Below are 18,048 nucleotides of genomic sequence, written 5' to 3'. Positions count from 1 at the left end.
ATAGCTATGAAGAAAAATGGCTGAAAGAGTTGATATAAGATGACAACGGGATTGATCATTACGATAGTGATTGGATCTATTATTAAATTGTTAATGAGCCCACCAAGTATAGCTGTGGCATGGGTAGTAAATAAATTTGAGCTTCACAAAGAACTGGACTCAAAGGAAGTTACGGTTACGTTTAATGGATATAATTTAGAAGAGGGAGAAAAAATAAGATTTATAGATTTTTTTAATAAAGCTATCTTTTTGAAAAAATATTATATATTTCCGGGCAATGAAAAATTATTTTTACAACCTGAGACGAGTGTTACACCCTTTGTCATCAACTTAAAAAGTGGCAAAAAAGATGTGGATTTCTTAATTTTTCCCTACGATGATCATGTGGATGTAGTCAAGAAGCGTAAAGAGAAAGTGATTTCATATAGCCTTAGTTCAGAAAATCTACAAAAGTTCACTATATAAACAGCTAATTAAATTTTTGAAAAGTAGGGATTCGGTCCAAACTGCGGTTTCAGTGTAGAATCCCTCTTCTATACGAACTCTGATTTCTCAACTCATTTGTATAGTAATTTACTATTTCTTTTTGCAGGAATTACAAAACAACCAAAAGATACAGGTACAAGACAATATCTTTCAGTTTTTATGCAAAAGTTCTTACAATAAATCGTCTTTTTTTATTGCATTCTTACATATTCCTTATGTATAGCGGATAGGTAGCGCTAAGGTAGAATAAAAAGCTGTTTTTTTGAAAAAAACCCAATTTCTCTGTATAAATTAGAGAAATTGAGCTTTGCTTTTATTATCGCTTTGAATTTGTTTGAATAGTAAACTTAGAGACATTTTCCTCCATTGTATTAGCTAACTTTGCTAATTCTTCACTAGAATGGGCAACTTCATAAATGGAGTTTGTTTGATTCTGTAAATATGCGGCTGCTTCTTCCGTACCAGCTGCATTTTCTTCCGATATAGCAGATAAGTTTTGTAGAATATCTATTACTTCGTCCTTTTTTTCACCCATATTATTGCCTAAGTTATATAAATCCTCAATTACCGTTTTTATTTTTTCAATAGAAACTGCAACATCTTCGAATTTACCATTTGTAGTTTCAACACTTTTTGTTTGCGAATTGACAAGATTATTCACTTCTTGCATTGTTTGAACTGCTTGTCCAGTTTTTCCTGTTAAATCTCCTATCACTGTGGCAATTTCCTTAGTGAATTGATTGGATTGTTCTGCCAATTTCCGTATTTCGTCCGCAACCACCGCAAATCCTTTTCCTGCTTCACCAGCTCTAGACGCCTCAATAGCCGCGTTTAGGGCTAGTAAATTCGTCTGTTCAGCAATAGTTCTTATCATCTGACTTGCATTTTGAATTTTCCCAGAGCTTTCGTTAGTCGTGAGAATGATAGTATAAATTTCATTTGCTGCCATATTATTTTCTTCTGTTGTAGCAACAAGTTCCTTTAATATGAGTAAACTCTCATCTTTTATATTGCTTACTTCATCGACAAATTTATTTAGATTTTCTAAATGACCTTGATTATTTTCAATTAGTACTCCAAGCTCTCCAATACTTGTAGTCCCATATTCGGTATCTTTTGCCTGTTCCACTGCACCCTTAGCGATGTCTTCAACAGTGGATGATAAATCCTTCGAAGACTCTAAAGAAATACTAGTAGCATCTTTAAGTTCTTCAGAAGATGCAGTTACCTTTTTTGAAGTTAGACTGATTTCATTAAGTAAATCAACAAAATTATTCTGCATCTCATTTAATGCATGTGTAAGCTTGCCTACTTCATCATTTCTACTTGTATATTTTAAATTGATTAACTCAGTGAATTCTCCTTTTCCCATTTCATTGCATTTATCAACTGCTAACAACAAAGGCTTAAACATTTTATTTAAAATAATAATCATTAGTAAAATGATTATTAAACAGCCAACACTAACTGTAATAATTTCCTTGAATAAAATTTCATTCGTGACCTTTGTGATATCGCCCTCAAAAATGCCAACATCCATAGAACCGTAAAGCTTATTATCTTTGTAAATGGGTACCATTATATCGAACGTCCAACTTTTCTGAACATCCGCATAAAATCTACTCGTCATAGTTTTCCCATTTTTTGCTCCATCTACTGAGTAGGGGTCATCTTCATAGTTTTTACCTATTTTCTCTTGATCACTATGAGCAATTGCCGTAACGTTTTTATCAATGACTACTGCATAAGCTATCCCACTTTGCTTAGCCTTGTTTTCAACAAAATTTTGCAATTCCACTGTAGGATTAGATGTAGAAAGTAAAATATACTCCGCTTGACGTGCAATTTCATCGACTTGCTGGATACTCTTTTCTAATAGCGCATCTGAAACATTTTCTTTAACTGTACTAATATTCAAATAGGAACTAATGCTGATAACCGAAATAAACAGTAAAAGTGTAAATCCGATAATGCGATTTTTTAAACTTCCTTTTCTGACCTTACCATCCCAATTGATTTAGAAATAAATACTTGATCAGAAACAGCCTTTATAGAACACATACCGCAATGCATCTGCATTGCAATGTCTTACCAAGATTCCATCTCAACAATTCAAATTGGTTACAACAAATTATTACACTATGCTTCCGAAAATGAATGGACACCAACGTCTTCAATCCTGGAGTGGTGTCATGGTGTGGATTTTACTGAATTAGATTTGTTAATGTCAGTTACTCAAATTGTAAGGAGAGGAGTATGAGACAGGGAAGAGTTGATAGTAAGCGTTGTAGAGTTAAAAGGTAGCTATCCTAATATAGGATTGAAACAAAGTAAAAAAATTAAAACATCCATGTTGTTAGAACAATTTAATTTGCTTCAAACGTTAAGTACTAATTCTAATTCAACAAAGGCTCAGGAAGTACTAAAGACTGTTTACCAGGTATTTTAGAGGAACTTAAAGGTATGGCCAATGGGCTAGAGATGGAGTTAGACCTTATCGTGAAGTTTTATAGCGGATATGATGTTTCTTTTCCACCGATGGGATGTACTACATCATTACATACAGTTGTCTATTCGCCAAAAGATTTATCCCTGATAATTGGTGTAGGAGAGAATTGTGCACCAATTATGGTTTCGTTAAAGGATTATTTGGACGAGACTTTAACTCTTCCTGCTGTTATTAAAGGAAAAATTAATATAAACGGATTTCTTTGGATTTCTTATTTCAGCATTAGCAGTAGGTGCCATTTTGAATGTTAGAGATATTATAGAAGAAAGAAAACTTAGTTGATTGATGAATATTAATAATACTTTTAATTGCTGACGGGAGCACCAATACATAATCATTGGGCATGTATTGGTGCATTTAATTTATTGCATTCAGTTTACATAAGATATTTAATTGTAACTAATATTAGTGTACGCATTGTTACTATTAATTTTCTAGGGTGCATGTTTAAGGCAACTATTCCTATTTAGTAGTAGCTAAGATACTCTACTTACTTCAATATATCGATACATGCCATTTAGCATTACAGGATGATCTTTTTCTATTTTTATCCGATGTTTGTTTTGATTAATGAGCTCTTCAAAATTCCTACCAATATCGGTTCCTAACAAGCTGATAAATGGGCGTAATAGCTTTTTTGTGAATGTGATTTTTTGATTTTTAGGAGCAAATTTATCAAAAACTAGAATTTTTCCATCCTTTTTTAAAACTCTGATCATCTCTCCAAAACACTTACTCCCATCAGGAACGACCGAAAGAATTAAGCTAGCTACAATATAGTCAAAGGTTTCATCTTCAAACGTCATTTTTTGAGCATCCATTTCTAAAAAATGAATTGTAGAGTTCTTGAATTTATTTTTAGCTTTATTTAGCATGTCAGGAGAATAATCAATGGCTGTAATATCATATTTAGCGTAATCAATTAATTCTAAATCCGCTCCAGTACCAATGCCCACATACAATATTTTTTGTTTGTTTTTAAAAGGTACTTCTTGAAAAATCCTCTTTCTAGTTTTTAAAAAAATACCTGTGTTAAAAAATTTATCGTAGAAGGAAGAGCCCAGTTTGTAAATTATCTTGTTCCATGTATTATTCAATTTGTCATCCCATCTTTCAACAGTAAAATTAAAGCATATAAACTCTTAAAAACCTGTAAAGCCTCCAAAAATAGGTGTAACCCATGCAATAATTTTCGTCATCATGTCAAAATATAATAAAACGCCCATTAAAATCATAATCCATCCGCCAATGATCTTAAATTGATGGCTTCTTCTTTGGAAAAAACGCAATTTGCCTATAAATAGCGACATCAATAGAAATGGAATTGAAAAACCAAGTACATAAATGAGCATGTATATTAAGCCTTTATCAGGGTTTGATAGCCCTAAAGCCATTACACCAGCTAATATAGGACCCGTACAAGGTGTCCAGCCGGCAGCGAATCCTATCCCTATTAAAATCGAACCTATGTAACCACTTGGTCGGTTTTTAAACTGGTATTTCTTTTCAGAGAGTAGAAAATCTAACTTTAGGATGCCAACGCTTATTAGCCCAAAGAATACCATAATGATGGCACCGATTTGTCTCAATAAATCTTTATATTGGATAAAGAATGTCCCTATAAACGAAGTGGAGAGACCAAGAGCTAGAAAAATCATAGAAAAACCAAATAAGAATAAAAGTGTGTTTTTTATTGCATGTCTACTTAAAATCCCTTTGTTTTCTTTTAATTCATTTAACGATACACCTGTTATATATGAAAGAAACGCGGGATATAACGGTAATGAGCAAGGGGATAGAAAAGATAATAATCCTGCTCCGAAGACTAGTAATAAATTAATCTCATTTTGCAAAGATCACTCCACCTCTCGTTTGGCTCTGGACATAGCTATCATGCTAATAGTTATGAGCGTAAAGGCCGTTAATGCAAGGAAGGGGATCGTTACAAACCCAAACCAATTAATATATTGGATATTACATGGTACACCACTTACACATGGTTTAAATCCCCCAAATCCAGGGATTTTCTGTTCAAGATAGTGTATAAGAGATATACAGCCTCCAATAATGGAAAGAGGTAAAACAAATTTTCTCGCGGTTACATCACGTTGAAACATCGCAATTCCCAAAATAAAAACAAGCGGATACATGAAGATCCTTTGATACCAACACTTTTCACAAGGGATAAACTCTCTAATTTCACTAAAGTATAAGCTACCAAAAGTAGCAACTAATGAGACTAGCCAAGCAAAGTAAAGTAGATAAATGTCTTTAGAATTTCCTTTTATCACTTTATTCATTTGGAGCACTCAATTCTTCTTTGATGATTTTTTGAATTTCTGCATAATCAAATGGATCACTAATTTTTGTATCGCCAATGATAATCGTTGGTGTAACCCCGACTCCGTGCTTTTTATATAAAGTAGTATCTGTTTCCACTTGTGGCATTGTCTGTTCTTGTTCCAAGTCCTGTGTTAATTTTTCAGGTGAAATGGATGGCATAGTGCTGGTAAGCTCTAATAACTTTTCTGTTGTTACCCATAATTCATCATGCTTTGCTGTTTCTGGTTGGGAGGAGAAGAGCGTTTTATGGAAATCCCAATACACATTTGGGTCTTGTTGATAAACAGATTCGGCTGCCAAAGCAGCTAAAATAGATTCTTGCCCATGGAATGGAACATTAACGTAGGCAAAATTCACATCTCCACTTGTAATATATTCATCTACTAATTTAGGAAAGACGGTATCTCCCCAAGCCTTACATGCCGGACATTTGAAATCACCGAATTCAACTATTGTTACTGGAGCATTTGATTCCCCTAAAAGTGGTTGACCTTCTATAGACGGTGGCCCAGTAGGAGCTTTCTCTGGAACAGGATCATTCTTTTGATTTAATACAACAATCCAAGCTACGAATACAAAAACAAGTAGCGTTAGGATAACAGCGATTTTTGCGCCTTTATTTTTCATGTTACATAACCTCATTTTTTTGTTTTTTGAATATTTGATAGTATGTTGTGCTAGCCTCTTAATCACTTATTAGATGTTAAAATCCTAGTTGATGTATCCGCTTTCACTTAACGGTTTAATGCATTAATAAGAGTGTTTTTAACATTCACACCTCCAATAAACTGATTATTAAAAAATTTTGACAGACATATTAGTAAGTGCTAATATGATGGACACACATATTAGTGATATCGAATATGATAATAACAAAACATATTAGCAAAGTCTAATATGAATTGGAGGAGATTTTGTGACAGATAATTCTTTAGATATAAAAATTAAATTAATTCATGGATTTTCCAATAAAGTAAGACTTCAAATATTAGATTGTATTAAAGAGAAGGAAAAGACCGTTTCTCAAATTGTTGAAGAACTAAAGGGCAATCAGTCTAACATTTCACAACATTTAGCCTGTTTAAAAGGCTGTGGCATAATTGTTGGCCGAAATGAAGGGAAGTATTGCTACTATAGTTTGAGAAATGAGCGTATTCGCGAACTTCTTGAAATGTTTGATACAGTTTTAGAAGATGTTTACTCTGATGTTGCATGCTGTGCAAATCATTTAGATTAGAGGGATTGATATGGCCGATAAATGCTGTAGTTCAAATAGTCATAATGATAATGATAAGCAGATAGAAGAGAGTTGCTGTGAGTCAAATCAAAATGTTAATGATGAGCAGATAGATAAAAGTTGCTGTGAGTCAAATCAAAATGTTAATGATGAGCAAATAGGTAAGAGTTGCTGCTCTTCCACATCATCAACAACATCAACATTAAAAACTACTAATAACAGTAACAACTCAAGCTGTAGTGAAGAATCGAGACAGACATCTATTTCACTTGAAGATATTTCAGCAAATCATAGTAACTCAAACCAAATAGAACTTGTTCATTGTCAAATGTCGTATCGGATTTTCGGAATGGATTGTGCAGCATGTGCGAAAACCATAGAGAAAGGGTTAGTTACTCTCCCAGATATTCGTACAGTTCAAGTGAATTTCAGTACTGCAAAAATGCAGGTAAGAGCGGATAATTCAGAAGCATTATTGCCTATTGAACGTACTGTAAAAAAACTAGGATTTAAGGCAGAACCCATCCTACAAAATAATCATTTAAAAACGTATGATGTAGGTGGCATGGATTGTAGTAGCTGTGCGAAAAGTATTGAAAAGCATTTAATGAGTATACCAACAGTTTCAAATGTAAACGTCAACTTTTCTACTGGAAAAATGAAAGTTGAACACGATGGAACTTCAGATGAAATTATTTCTGAAGTCTCAAAAATTGGATTTAAAGCTACTCTTGTAGAAAATAAATCCTCAAACACAAAACAAAAGCAATCGAAAACTGAAAACAACGTCATCATCTTTTCAGGAGTTTTAATAGTATTAGGGTTTATTGGATCATATACAGCTCTTCCTGAATGGCTAATTAATCTTTTTTATGGGATTGCACTAATTATTAGTGGATATAAACCAGTACGAAGTGCATTTTATGCAGTTAAGAGCCGAGCGCTCGATATGAATGTTCTAATGTCTGGTGCAGCAATAGGTGCAATGGTGATAGGAGAATGGCTTGAAGGCGCGACGGTTGTTTGGTTGTTTGCTATTGGCACTTACCTACAAACAAAATCAATCGAACGCACTCGAGATTCAATCTCAAATTTAATGGACTTAGCTCCACCAAAAGCTTGGGTTAAAGTAGGTACAGCAATTGAAAAGAAACCTGTTGAAGAAATTATACTTGGCCAAATCATTGTTATTAAACCAGGAGAAAAAATCCCATTAGATGGTGAAATACTAATGGGAGAGTCAAGTATTAATCAAGCACCTATAACGGGTGAATCTATTCCAGTAGATAAACAAATTGGAGATATTGTTTATGCGGGTACAATTAATGAACATGGTACATTGGAAGTAAAAGTAACAAAACTAGTTGCAGATACTACTATCGCTAAAATAATTCATCTGGTAGAGGAAGCACAAGAGAAAAAAGCACCGACAGAAGCATTTGTTGATAAATTTGCAAGCATCTATACACCTATAGTATTTATCTCTGCATTAGCATTGATTATTATTCCACCCATACTTGGCTTTGGAACAGCCGGCGAGTGGTTTTATAAAGGTCTTGAGTTATTGGTCGTTGCTTGTCCATGCGCATTAGTTATATCAACACCAGTCGCCATAGTTTCAGCTATTGGGAACGCAGCTAAAAATGGCGTTCTTATCAAAGGCGGGACATTTCTTGAGATTGCCGGCAAGATCGATGCCGTTGCATTTGATAAAACAGGAACATTAACAGAAGGCAAACCTACTGTATCGGATGTTCAAGTGGAAGAGATAGCTGAAGTAGAATTTCTATCACTAGCACTAACGTTAGAAGAATATTCCACGCATCCTATTGCTAAAGCCATTACAAATTATGTAGTGGACCACAATATTGAGAAAAAAATCGGGACAGATTTCAAAAATATTGTCGGGAAGGGTGTTCAAGCAAAAATTGGGGATACAATTTATTATGCAGGAAATGTGAAGCTTTTCGAGGAGCTTGGTGTTTCTTTAAATAAATTAATCCAACGTATCCATGAAATGCAAGATCACGGGAAAACAGTGGTTATTATTGGTACAGAAAAAGAGATATTAGGTTTAGTTTCAGTATCAGATATGATTCGATCGTCAACGGTTTCAACTTTAAATTTAGTGATGCAACAAGGTGTTAATCAAACTGTCATGTTAACGGGAGATAATGATGGAGCTGCTAAAATGATTGCTGCAGAAGCCAATGTTGGTCGTTACTTCGCTAATTTATTACCAGAAGATAAAGTGAATGCCATTCAAAGGCTCCAAAATGAAGGCTACACAGTCGCTATGGTAGGAGACGGTATAAATGATGCCCCAGCTCTTGCAACTGCACATTTGGGCATTGCAATGGGGGGCGCAGGTACTGATACAGCCTTGGAAACGGCAGATATTGTATTAATGGCTGATAACCTTGATAAGTTACCACATACAATCAAACTCAGTAAAAAAGCTTTAATGATTATAAAACAAAATATTATCTTTTCAATTATCATTAAGGTTATTGCGCTAATGTTGATATTCCCTGGATGGCTAACGCTATGGCTTGCCGTATTAAGTGACACTGGGGCCGCGTTGATTGTTATTTTAAATTCACTTCGATTACTAAAAACTAAGTAATATAAAGACACCAAAGAATTTACTTTGGTGTCTTTATCATGTTGGCAAACGAAAATCCAGAAATACCTGATTGACCAATATTGAGTTGAAGTATGCCTTCGCCCAATCTATAGACTAAATAATTGGAGTAGGAAATAGAAGGAACAGTTAATTATCGCTTATAGAAATTCACGGTGAAACACCAAGCCTCATTCTTCGATTCATAAAGAAATGCAAGCTGCTCTCAACATCTCCACCCATAAACAAAAATATCCAGAAGTAAAAATCGAATAGATGGAAGTCAAACTTAACTCGATCCATTAGTTTTGGGTCGAGTTTTTATTATGACTATTTTAACGAATGTTAAATTTAAAAAAGTATACAAATAAAACAATAAAAATATAATTTTAATCAATGTAATTTTATCGCTAATCAATAAATTTTGTGGTAAATTTATTATGTTATTAAATAAGTGAGGTGCTTCAAATGAATGTTAAACGAGGTTCAACGACTTTCTTAAAGGTAATTATTTTTCTCGCTGGGATTGCAATTCTCGCTTTATGTATATTTTTAGTGCCCCATATAGCTAATTTCGCATCAAGCTTGTATCCAAATTTTTCTCCAATGACATCTCTTATTTTCATCGTAATGTATGGAGCGGCTATGCCTTTTTTCTTTGCTCTCTATCAGGCTATTAAGCTTTTAAAGTATATTGACGAGGACATTACTTTCTCTGAGTTATCTGTAAAGTCATTAAAGAACATCAAGTGTTGCGCGATTATAATCAGCGGGCTGTATGCTTTAGGTATGCCAATCTTTCATTTTATAGCAAGAAAAGTTGACCCTCCTATTGGTATAATGGTGCTCATCATTATTTTCGCTTCGTTGATGATTGCTGTTTTTGCTTCTATCCTCCAACGGCTTCTACAGGAAGCCATTCTTATAAAATCAGAAAATGATTGGACCGTTTGAGGTGGATATATAGCAATTATTATGAGTATTGATATGATGTGAGCAAAATGAAAAATGAACTTAACGGAGCTTTCCAAAAAAGGTTGGAAAGAATATGAAAATCTTTCTATTGTAAAAAATGGGGAAGCAAAAGCGGTTCGCATTAGAAGCAAGACTTTGGGTTGCCAGCCACTTGATATTTTGGCGTACAAAGGTGAAGAAGACAATTAATAAAGGGAATAGGTTTTGGAACAGTCATTTTTCAGCAATCGGACGCATTTCTATAGTGAGGAAAGCGTCTTTCTTTGATCATCTAAATGGCCAAATAGTGTCGAACAATAGTCGTTGACTAAACCTATTCCTTTGGATAAAATACTTTATTAATCAATACGAAATGTACATATGGCTATGATGATAAGAAAACTTCGGTAGGTGGGGAGGGGGAATAATGCTGGGGCGGGATCTCCCATTAATGCGAACAGGTAGGATCACCATAATCGAAGAGTTTGATGTAGTTGTTTATTATTCTAAAAAAATCAAGGATTGGGGCAAATCAAATGAACCCTTTGTTTTTAGATATTCCTTTACAATTAGAAGCAGAAAGGTTAATTCTTCGTGCACCGCTTCTAACTGGAGACGGAGAAATGGTGAACCAGGCCATTAAAGATTCCTTTACTGAATTAAAAGAATGGTTGTCACTTTTCCAACAACTCCCTACAGTTGAAGAAACAGAAATCTTGTTAAGGGATGCTCATATAAATTTTTTAAAAAGAGAAAGCTTTCGTTTTCTTATTTTTGATAAAAGTGGCGGCAAGGACCTTATTGGAACTGCGAGCCTTCATGGGATTGACTGGAGTATTCCTAAATGTGAAATAGGATACTGGATTAATACCAAATATAGCGGTAATGGCTATATGACGGAAGCGGTAAAGGAGTTAGTGAACTTCGGATTAAATCACCTCGAATGTAAGAGAATTGAAATAAGATGTGATTCAACAAACTTTAAAAGTCGTTTTATTCCGGAAAAGCTTGGTTTTATGTTGGAAGGTATATTAAGGAATGAAGATCTATCCGCAGATGGCAGCAAGCTGACTGACACTTGTATTTATTCCAAAATAAATTAAATTGGTGAATTGTATCGAAAAATATCATTTGCAATTTAAATGGGGTATGAAGAAAATTTATATTGACAAAATATTTTTTTGCTGTAAAATGAAAAACAATTCAAAAATATTTGTATAGAACAAAGGCTATGAAAAGAAATAGTATCAATTATTTTTACGAACAGAAAGTTACCGGTTGATGAGAGGTGCATGTAAAACGATTGAGAATTCATCTTGGAGCTGTGTACCGAAAAGATCATTCTAAGTAGGCTACACCGGTAAGCACCCGTAATCATGTGCGAGAGTATCGTCAAATGACCGTACTTCTTAAGGTAAGTAATGTGAATTGCTTATAAATTAAAGGTGGTAACACGAGTTGAATCGTCCTTTTGGTTAATCCAAAAGGGCGTTTTTTTTTATTCCTTTTTTGAGCAAAGTATTTGAAAATCTAAACGTAATAGGAGTTAGACATTATGAAAGACAATCATCAAGATTCACAGCTAAAGCGCGGATTAAGTACACGTCATATGCAATTAATTGCACTTGGCGGATCCATTGGAGTCGGTTTATTTTATGGCTCTAGTTCAACCATCCAAATGGCTGGGCCATCTATTTTACTAGCTTATTTAATTGGCGGATTAGTTATTTTCACAATTATGCGTGCATTAGGCGAAATGGCAGTAGAGGAACCTGTTTCAGGCTCGTTCAGTACGTACGCGAATAAATATTTAGGGCGCTTTGCTGGATTCTTATCGGGTTGGACGTATTGGTTCATGTGGATTGTCGTTGGTATGGCAGAATTAACAGTAGTCGGAGTATACATTAACTACTGGTTCCCTGATATTCCACAATGGGTAACTGCCCTTGTAGTACTCGTTATAATGACTCTTGTAAACTTAGCAAATGTAAAAGCCTACGGAGAATTCGAATTTTGGTTTGCGATGATTAAAGTTGTTGCGATTATCGGTATGATCGTTCTAGGGTTAGCCATTATTTTCTTCGGTGTTGGCAACCAAGGTGAAGCAATTGGCTTCGATAATTTATGGGCACACGGTGGCTTCATGCCTAACGGTTTCCATGGTATTTTAATGTCACTTGTATTAGTTATGTTCTCATTCGGTGGGGTTGAATTAGTTGGTATTTCTGCAGGAGAAGCAAAAAATCCTAGCAAGTCAATTCCTTCAGCTATTAACAACATCGTTTGGCGTATATTAATTTTCTATATTGGTGCATTAGGTGTAATGATGATTATTTATCCTTGGAACGAAGTTGGTTCAGAGGGTAGCCCGTTTGTTCAAATTTTCGATTACGTTGGCATTCCTGCTGCGGCTCACATTATTAACTTTGTTGTCATTACAGCAGCAATGTCTGCATTTAATAGTGGTCTATACGGTTCAGGACGTATGCTACATAACTTATCGGTACAAAAGAATGGTCCAACCTATTTCAAAACAGTAAGCAAAAACGGTAGTCCACGTAGAGGGATTTTATTTTCTTCAGCGGTGTTATTAATGGCGGTTGTCTTAAACTATATAGTACCTGAAAAAGTGTTCATCTATATTTCTGCTGTTGCGACTGTTGCAGTCATAACAAGCTGGATGATTATATTATTAGCACAATTGAAATTTAGAAAGTCAAAAACGAAAGGGGAAGTAGCCGAGCTGAAATTCAAAATTCCGCTTTATCCACTTTCTACGTATATTGCCATTGCATTCTTATTAATGGTGATTGTGTTAATGGCGTTTATTCCAGACATGCGTATTGCGCTATATGTCGCACCAGTTTGGTTTTTAATCTTATTTGTTGGATACAGTATAAATGTGAAAAAATAGTTAAATCATTTTATTTAACCGATATTTTCTTCAATGGGACGTAAAACGATTGGATACAACTATCTCAAAATTAATCATTTGTATGCTCTAGAAAACGTGAATGTCCCAAAAAGAAATCAAAGTCCAAGAAATGCTGTTAAACCAACATTTCTTGGACTTTTTCTATGAAAAAAGTTAAACTTTGGAGGAACATCGCGGCAATAAAACGTATAACGAAATTAAGTTTTGATATATATCGTATTATGAAATAATGCTTTAATAAAGGAGCTGTATAAAATGGATGAACAAAAAGATACAGAAATAACACGCCCTTCAAAAGCAGAAAACATTCTATCTCAGATCAATAGTAAAACGAAGCTAGGCGACCTACGAAAAATCGCGAAGGACATTAAAAAAGACCATGAACTAGCTATGGAACTTTGGTCAACCGAAAAGTTTTTGCCTAGACTATTAGCTATTTTAATTATGGACAAAAAATGTCTTTCACATGATGTGCTAAATAAGCTTGATAAGGATATGCAAACTCACACTTTTGATGAGCGAAATAACTTAATGGATTGGTTAATGGCGAATCAGCTCACCAAAGACAAGAAGAAAATGGAGTTGATGGAGTCATGGGAGAATAGTGCTTCAACTCTTCAAAGGCGAGCATTCTGGTATTATCAAGGGCGATTGAGATGGACTGGGCAAATACCCCCTGATAACACTGCACACCTGCTATCTGCATTAGAAGCTAATATTATGCAGGAAGAACCGGAAGTGCAGTGGGCTATGAATTTCACCGCAGGATGGATAGGTGTTTATGATGAAAAGAATCGTGAACGTTGTATTAGACTTGGGGAGAAAACGGGTCTTTACAAAGATGAAAAAGTAGCAAAAGGATGTACGCCCAGCTATTTGCCAGAGTTCATTACAATTGAAGTGAACAAACGACAAAATAATTAGTTACCGCTAAAAAATAAATTAGGCTTTCATGCAAAACAATGAGGCGCTTTTCTGAAATAAGGAAAGCGTCTTTATGATATTAATGATTCCATTCCTGCTCCTCCTTATATTCAATCCATTTCGCCTCTGGAAAAGTTTTCTTGAAATAATTTATTTTTTGATTCTGAATGCTCCTAGCCTATAACCAAAATATTAGCTAATTAAACCTCCGCCAGACTTTCATGTGGACTGCGACTAATCTTATATAAACCATTTTTCTTGAAAACACTATTCATTTCCATATTTTACACTCTATTAATATTTGTAGCAGTCATGTAAACTACGTCTATTGGTAAAAATTTAATAGAAGAAAGTAGAGGCAACCACCAATGAAAGCACTTTATGTTTTTTTATCTTCCCTTGTATTTTTTGGATTTATTTGTGTTTCACCAGCAGCCGCAGCAGAAAAACCCATTGATTTATATTTTTTGGATGATGTTGATTACGATCATTGGGCATACGAAGAATTGGAACGTTTCCTGTATGCAGATATTATAGACGGATATGTGGAAACAGAATCGTTTGAGGAAGATGGGGAGAAATATGATTATACATACGTCTCTATAAAACCAAAAAATTCGATTACTCGTGCTGAATTCACGAAAATTTTAGTGAATTCAATGAATTTACGTGCAGGTGAAACAGTTAAATCATTCCCTGATGTAAAACCAGCGAAATGGTATTACGAGTATGTGAAGGTTGCTAGCAGCCAAGGCATAATCAATGGTAAACCAGACGGCACTTTCCGACCGAATGATAAGATTACACGTAACGAAATGGCAGTCATGATTTACCGTGCATTTGAGTCAACGCTTGATTTTTCAGCAACAGGAAAAGTATTCCCGGATGTACCAAAGGGGAATTTTGCCTATGAAGCGGTTATGAAAACGGCAGCTTTAGGAATTATCAAAGGGTATGGAAATATCTTCAAACCTTACAATGATGCCACTCGCGCTGAAGCTATCGTGATGATTGACCGTGCCTTACATTTAGTGCCAGGAACAGATGAAGATCCAGCTGCAAGCATTCAAACAGTGGATCGTTACATTAAAGACGAGATGAAGTTTACTGAACAACAAGACGTAGAAGCATTAAAAGCCCTTTATCATGAAACGACAATGGGTTACCAACTAGCTTATTCACTTGATAGTATGGATATGGCAGGTATGATTGAAGAAGATGCAGATACTAAATTCACGATGGAACAGATTGGTGAACATGTGATCAATGCAGTTTCTGTAACTAATCATTTTGCTGAAGTTCGCATTGATAACCTAGTATATAAAATATCTATGACAGCTCCAGATATGTCTTTTAACATGAACATTGACTTATCAGGTACTGCTTATCTTAAGAAAAATGATGATGGTAAATGGAAAATTTATAACGTTGTTCTTGATGAAGATGACTCTGACCAAGATTGGAAAGAAACATTAGAAACTGAGATCAACTAAGAACAAAAAGCGGAAGGGATTTATTATCTCAAATCCGCTTTTTTTCATAAAGTAAATAAGTGATTTTTACCTTTAAAAGTTTTACACCAAAATTATAGGTTTGAAATAAAGTCAATTTACTTATAAAAAAGACGAACCGGAATTTCTGATTTCGGTTTTTATTGTGGATTAAGATCCAGTATTGGCTCTAATTGTACGACTTTCCTCTGAAGAATCCTCATCATAGAATTCATTAGGTTATAATATAGTATAGATTTTTCGAATGGAGCGATGGATATGAATGGAGCGCAAAAAGCGTTTTTTGAGGAAAAGGAACGTTCACTTGGCGTTCGTCTAAATGATGTGCAGATGCAGGCAGTGCTGCAAACGAATGGTCCGTTGCTACTATTGGCATCGCCTGGTTCAGGAAAAACGACGACGATTATTATGCGTATTGGATATATGATTGAGGAGCTTGGTGTGAAGCCTTCTCGCATAAAGGCTGTTACGTTTAGCAAGGCATCGGCAGGTGATATGAAGGCACGTTTTGCAAAGTTTTTCCCGCATTTGCCACCGGTTGATTTTTCGACGATTCATAGTTTAGCTTTTCAAGTTGTGCGGCAGACACTTGAACGTCAGGGCATTTCGTACGGCATTATTGAAGAATCGGACAAGCCGGGTGTTGTTTCTAAAAAACGAGTGCTTCGCGAGATTTTTGAACAATTAAATGACACAAAAATTACTGAAGATCAGCTAGACGAGCTTCTGACGTACATAACGTTTATCAAAAATAAAATGCTGCCAGAACAGGAATGGGATATTGCAAACGTAAAGGTGCCAAGAAAAGTACAGATTTTACAACGTTATGAGGAATATAAGCGCACAGGTAGTGACCATTTGTTAATTGATTTTGACGATATGCTATTAATGGCAAATGAAATTTTCATGAAAAACCGAGAAGTGCTAGCACAATACCAACGTCGCTATGATTATTATTTTACGGATGAGAGTCAGGATACATCGCCCGTCCAGCATGAGATTATCGCGAAGCTTGTCGCAGTGCATCAAAATTTATGCGTCGTCGCGGATGAGGATCAGGCCATTTATAGCTGGCGCGGTGCAGACCCAGACTATTTGTTGGATTTCCAAAAGGTATTTCCGGAGGCGCAAGTTTTACTGATGACACAAAACTATCGCTCATCTGCATCGATTGTAGAGCCAGCCAATATGTTCATTCAGCGTAATAAAAAACGTTATAACAAACAAATGTTTACGGAAAACCCTGCAGCAGAGCCAATCTCATTTAAGATTCTAGAGAATTACCATTTACAGGCCAAATATTTAGTGGATCAGTTGAAAAATCTGTCTAAGCGTGGCTCAACGGCTATTTTATATCGAAATAATACGTCAGCCATTCCACTTATGGACGCGATTGACAGAGTAGGTTTGCCTTTCTATATGAAAGATTCCACCATTCGCTTTTTTACGCATTGGGTCGTGGAGGATATTATGAACTTCATGCGTCTAGCGTACAATACAAAAAACATCACTGTCTTTGAAAAAATTTACAGAAAAATGAATGCTTATATTACACCAGCACAATTGAAGGCACTACAAAGGGTGCCGGAGGAATGCTGTGTATTCACACAGTTGTTAGAGCATGTTGAGTTAAAGGATTATCAGCCAGAATATATTAAGCGAATTCGCAAAACGTATGAAAGCATTCAATTTGATAAAACGACGCCAACCGCCATGCTAGAGCATATCCGTTATGACTTTGGTTATGAGCGTACTTTAAAGAAAATGAGTGAGACTCTCGGCTTTAATTATGAAAATTTACTAGATATTGTAGATGTACTTGGTTTAATTGCGCGCCATACGCAGACGATGACCGAATTTGCAGGTCGTTTGAAGCAGCTTGAACATTTAGCACGCTCGTCTCACATAAAAAAAGATTTGAATGCCATTACACTGACAACATTGCACAGTTCAAAAGGCTTAGAATTTGACCGTGTGTATTTGATTGACTTAATTGAAGGGATTTTACCTAGTGAGCAGGAAGAAGAAATAGAAGAAGAAACGCGACTCTTTTATGTAGGTATCACGCGAGCGATTCGCCATTTGGAATTAATTTCGTATAGCAAGCGCTTTAAAACAAGTGTGGTGCCATCGATTTTCATGAAGGAGTTAAAACAAATCGTTTCACCGCAGGAAGTACCAAAGAAAGCGCAGAAAAGCCCGAGGAAAGCACTGAAGCAATATTATAATGAGCGGACAATTACAACCGAGTCAGCGTTAATCGTTGGCTCGAAAGTAATGCATGTGATTTTTGGAGAAGGTGAAATAGTAGCTGTTACAAGTAGCACGATTGAATTGTCATTTACAACAGGAAATAAGAAGTTTGTGACGGATACATGTTTACAGCAAGGCTATCTAGAAATGATGGAAGAGTAAATGTAGCGTATTCTGGAGTTTTCTAAATGTACAGGCACCCGCTCGGTCAGTTCCACATTGAAGTTGGTAAAAACAAAGCCAGAAAAGACTGTTGTTGGTTATCGCGTTAAA

The 18,048-nt window shown here is 35.4% G+C and carries 16 protein-coding genes and 1 other annotated feature; of the genes, 11 read left to right on the top strand and 5 right to left on the bottom strand.

The window, feature by feature from the left end; genetic code table 11:
- The first annotated feature begins 39 nt into the window (after window positions 1-39).
- Window positions 40-465 carry a YfmQ family protein gene (locus tag MKY80_RS11985; RefSeq protein WP_008181333.1) on the top strand — a complete coding sequence of 142 codons (426 nt, stop codon included), beginning with the start codon at window positions 40-42 and terminating at the stop codon, window positions 463-465.
- A 337-nt stretch (window positions 466-802) separates the two neighbouring features.
- On the opposite strand, the gene MKY80_RS11980 is transcribed toward MKY80_RS11985, so the two are convergent.
- The gene (locus MKY80_RS11980; protein WP_342529397.1) at window positions 803-2,404 is read right to left on the bottom strand and encodes a methyl-accepting chemotaxis protein; all 1,602 of its coding nucleotides are present in this window, start codon (window positions 2,402-2,404) and stop codon (window positions 803-805) included.
- Between the two features lie 545 nt (window positions 2,405-2,949).
- On the opposite strand from MKY80_RS11980, the gene MKY80_RS11975 reads away from it, so the two are divergent.
- On the top strand, window positions 2,950-3,246 hold the full coding sequence (locus MKY80_RS11975; protein ID WP_089987182.1) for a hypothetical protein: 297 nt from the start codon (window positions 2,950-2,952) through the stop codon (window positions 3,244-3,246).
- 225 nt (window positions 3,247-3,471) lie between these two features.
- Here the strand turns inward: MKY80_RS11975 and MKY80_RS11970 are convergent, their stop codons facing one another.
- From MKY80_RS11970 to MKY80_RS11955, 4 genes are read right to left on the bottom strand one after another with little or no spacing between them, the layout of a single operon-like run.
- On the bottom strand, window positions 3,472-4,092 hold the full coding sequence (locus MKY80_RS11970; RefSeq protein WP_239354664.1) for a class I SAM-dependent methyltransferase: 621 nt from the start codon (window positions 4,090-4,092) through the stop codon (window positions 3,472-3,474).
- 45 nt (window positions 4,093-4,137) lie between these two features.
- Window positions 4,138-4,848: a cytochrome c biogenesis protein CcdA gene (locus MKY80_RS11965; protein ID WP_089987180.1), complete on the bottom strand. Its 711-nt coding sequence runs from the start codon at window positions 4,846-4,848 to the stop codon at window positions 4,138-4,140.
- Between the two features lie 3 nt (window positions 4,849-4,851).
- Window positions 4,852-5,295 (bottom strand): disulfide oxidoreductase, encoded by a 444-nt coding sequence (locus MKY80_RS11960; protein WP_089987179.1) that lies wholly within the window; start codon window positions 5,293-5,295, stop codon window positions 4,852-4,854.
- Window positions 5,288-5,965, bottom strand: coding sequence for a DsbA family protein (locus MKY80_RS11955; RefSeq protein ID WP_089987178.1), 678 nt, complete (start codon window positions 5,963-5,965; stop codon window positions 5,288-5,290). The genes MKY80_RS11960 and MKY80_RS11955 overlap by 8 nt, the downstream gene beginning before the upstream one ends.
- Before the next feature lie 289 nt (window positions 5,966-6,254).
- On the opposite strand from MKY80_RS11955, the gene MKY80_RS11950 reads away from it, so the two are divergent.
- From MKY80_RS11950 to MKY80_RS11910, 9 genes are all read left to right on the top strand, one after another.
- On the top strand, window positions 6,255-6,575 hold the full coding sequence (locus MKY80_RS11950) for a metalloregulator ArsR/SmtB family transcription factor (protein WP_089987177.1): 321 nt from the start codon (window positions 6,255-6,257) through the stop codon (window positions 6,573-6,575).
- Window positions 6,576-6,585: 10 nt separating this feature from the next.
- Window positions 6,586-9,201, top strand: coding sequence for a heavy metal translocating P-type ATPase (locus MKY80_RS11945; RefSeq protein ID WP_342529388.1), 2,616 nt, complete (start codon window positions 6,586-6,588; stop codon window positions 9,199-9,201).
- A 465-nt stretch (window positions 9,202-9,666) separates the two neighbouring features.
- Entirely contained in the window at window positions 9,667-10,152 is a 486-nt protein-coding gene (locus MKY80_RS11940) for a DUF2975 domain-containing protein (RefSeq protein ID WP_090002680.1), read from the top strand.
- A 54-nt stretch (window positions 10,153-10,206) separates the two neighbouring features.
- A complete protein-coding gene (locus tag MKY80_RS11935) occupies window positions 10,207-10,362 on the top strand; it encodes a transcriptional regulator (RefSeq protein WP_239354662.1) in 156 nt (51 codons plus the stop codon).
- A 326-nt stretch (window positions 10,363-10,688) separates the two neighbouring features.
- Window positions 10,689-11,255 carry a GNAT family N-acetyltransferase gene (locus tag MKY80_RS11930; RefSeq protein ID WP_089987205.1) on the top strand — a complete coding sequence of 189 codons (567 nt, stop codon included), beginning with the start codon at window positions 10,689-10,691 and terminating at the stop codon, window positions 11,253-11,255.
- A gap of 119 nt (window positions 11,256-11,374) precedes the next feature.
- Window positions 11,375-11,626 (top strand) — a binding site (T-box leader).
- Between the two features lie 81 nt (window positions 11,627-11,707).
- Complete coding sequence (locus MKY80_RS11925) at window positions 11,708-13,066, top strand: amino acid permease (protein WP_089987174.1); 1,359 nt, start codon at window positions 11,708-11,710, stop codon at window positions 13,064-13,066.
- 276 nt (window positions 13,067-13,342) lie between these two features.
- Window positions 13,343-14,011: a DNA alkylation repair protein gene (locus MKY80_RS11920; protein WP_089987173.1), complete on the top strand. Its 669-nt coding sequence runs from the start codon at window positions 13,343-13,345 to the stop codon at window positions 14,009-14,011.
- Between the two features lie 368 nt (window positions 14,012-14,379).
- A complete protein-coding gene (locus MKY80_RS11915) occupies window positions 14,380-15,504 on the top strand; it encodes an S-layer homology domain-containing protein (protein ID WP_089987172.1) in 1,125 nt (374 codons plus the stop codon).
- Window positions 15,505-15,780: 276 nt separating this feature from the next.
- Window positions 15,781-17,937 (top strand): ATP-dependent helicase, encoded by a 2,157-nt coding sequence (locus MKY80_RS11910; RefSeq protein WP_342529375.1) that lies wholly within the window; start codon window positions 15,781-15,783, stop codon window positions 17,935-17,937.
- The last annotated feature ends 111 nt before the right edge of the window (window positions 17,938-18,048 follow it).

Origin of the sequence: Lysinibacillus sp. FSL R5-0849, assembly GCF_038595075.1 — a bacterium.
Lineage (GTDB): Bacteria > Bacillota > Bacilli > Bacillales_A > Planococcaceae > Lysinibacillus > Lysinibacillus fusiformis.
The sequence above is the reverse complement of the archived record's forward strand: the minus strand, read 5'-3'. Positions and strand labels throughout refer to the sequence as shown.

Excerpts from the sequence above, each read along its gene's own strand:
- MKY80_RS11975 (WP_089987182.1), top strand. The coding sequence starts at position 2,950 with ATGGCCAATGGGCTAGAGATGGAGTTAGACCTTATCGTGAAGTTTTAT.
- MKY80_RS11930 (WP_089987205.1), top strand. The coding sequence starts at position 10,689 with ATGAACCCTTTGTTTTTAGATATTCCTTTACAATTAGAAGCAGAAAGG.
- MKY80_RS11925 (WP_089987174.1), top strand. The coding sequence starts at position 11,708 with ATGAAAGACAATCATCAAGATTCACAGCTAAAGCGCGGATTAAGTACA.
- MKY80_RS11910 (WP_342529375.1), top strand. The coding sequence starts at position 15,781 with ATGAATGGAGCGCAAAAAGCGTTTTTTGAGGAAAAGGAACGTTCACTT.
- MKY80_RS11985 (WP_008181333.1), top strand. The coding sequence starts at position 40 with ATGACAACGGGATTGATCATTACGATAGTGATTGGATCTATTATTAAA.
- MKY80_RS11915 (WP_089987172.1), top strand. The coding sequence starts at position 14,380 with ATGAAAGCACTTTATGTTTTTTTATCTTCCCTTGTATTTTTTGGATTT.
- MKY80_RS11960 (WP_089987179.1), bottom strand. The coding sequence starts at position 5,295 with ATGAATAAAGTGATAAAAGGAAATTCTAAAGACATTTATCTACTTTAC.
- MKY80_RS11935 (WP_239354662.1), top strand. The coding sequence starts at position 10,207 with ATGAACTTAACGGAGCTTTCCAAAAAAGGTTGGAAAGAATATGAAAAT.
- MKY80_RS11920 (WP_089987173.1), top strand. The coding sequence starts at position 13,343 with ATGGATGAACAAAAAGATACAGAAATAACACGCCCTTCAAAAGCAGAA.
- MKY80_RS11940 (WP_090002680.1), top strand. The coding sequence starts at position 9,667 with ATGAATGTTAAACGAGGTTCAACGACTTTCTTAAAGGTAATTATTTTT.
- MKY80_RS11945 (WP_342529388.1), top strand. The coding sequence starts at position 6,586 with ATGGCCGATAAATGCTGTAGTTCAAATAGTCATAATGATAATGATAAG.
- MKY80_RS11955 (WP_089987178.1), bottom strand. The coding sequence starts at position 5,965 with ATGAAAAATAAAGGCGCAAAAATCGCTGTTATCCTAACGCTACTTGTT.